Source organism: uncultured Jatrophihabitans sp. (assembly GCF_964246335.1).
Lineage (GTDB): Bacteria > Actinomycetota > Actinomycetes > Mycobacteriales > Jatrophihabitantaceae > Jatrophihabitans.
The window spans coordinates 16,080-17,343 of record NZ_CAXTQF010000066.1; the positions used below are offsets into that span (position 1 = coordinate 16,080).

The 1,264-nt window shown below is 67.6% G+C and carries 1 protein-coding gene; it reads right to left on the minus strand.

What is annotated here, in order from left to right; all coding sequences use genetic code 11:
* Positions 1-119 precede the first annotated feature (119 nt).
* Positions 120-1,264, minus strand: a 1,145-nt coding sequence (gene infB, locus ACFFCN_RS15655) for a translation initiation factor IF-2 (RefSeq protein WP_375493114.1), incomplete at its 5' end; no start/stop codon positions are given.

Sequence of the window (1,264 nt, forward strand, 5' to 3'; positions counted from 1 at the left end):
CTAATTGCGCGTTATGCGGCGAACGAGCCGGGGGCTGATGTCGGGGTGGGCCCTGTTCGAACATAAGAGTGTTTGCTCTTCGTCCCGAACTGGGCCCACCCCGACGTAGGCAGTCCCAACTACGTTCGAGGCTTCTCGCGCATCTCGAACGTCTCGATGACGTCCTCCAACTTGATGTCGTTGAACGACCCGAGCCCGATACCGCACTCGAAGCCGTCGCGGACCTCGGTCGCGTCGTCCTTGAACCGCTTGAGCGACTCGACGGTGAGGTTGTCGGCCACGACCGTGCCGTCGCGCACGAGGCGCGCCTTGCTGTTGCGCCGGATGACGCCGGTACGCACCAGCGAACCCGCGACATTGCCGATGCGCGGCACCCGGAAGAGTTCGCGCACCTCGGCCGTACCGAGCTGCACCTCTTCGTACTCGGGCTTGAGCATGCCCTTGAGCGCGGCCTCGATCTCTTCGATCGCCTGGTAGATCACCGTGTAGTAGCGGATGTCGACGCCTTCGCGCTCGGCGACTTCACGCGCCTTGCCCTCCGGGCGCACGTTGAAGCCGATCACGACGGCGTCCGAGGCGACAGCGAGGTTGATGTCGTTCTCGGTGATGGCACCGACACCGCGGCCGATGACCCGCAGCGAGACCTCGTCGGCGTCGTCGCCGAGATCGATGTTGACCAGCGCGTCCTCGAGGGCTTCGACCGAACCGGACACGTCGCCCTTGATGATGAGGTTGAGCTGCTCTACCTCGCCCGCCGCCAACGCCTTGTCGAGGTCGTCGAGCGACACCCGACGGCGACCGGCCGCCAGCTGCGCGTTGCGCTCGCGCGCCTCGCGACGGTCGGCAATCTGGCGTGCGACGCGGTCCTCGCGTACGACGAGGAACGAATCGCCGGCACCCGGCACGGACGTCAGACCCAGCACCTGCACCGGCCGCGACGGACCGGCTTCGTCGACGTTGTCGCCGTTCTCGTCGAGCATCGCGCGCACCCGCCCGTAGGCGTCGCTGGCGACCACCGAGTCGCCAACCTTGAGCGTGCCGCGCTGCACGAGCAGCGTGGCCACCGGGCCGCGGCCGCGGTCGAGCCGGGCCTCGATGACGATGCCCTGCGCGTCCTGGTCGGGATTGGCCCGCAGGTCGAGTGCGGCGTCGGCGGTCAGCAGGATGCCTTCGAGCAGACCGTCGATATTGGTGTTGGCGCGTGCCGACACGTTGACGAACAGCGTGTCGCCGCCGTACTCCTCGGCGACCAGGCCGTAGTCGG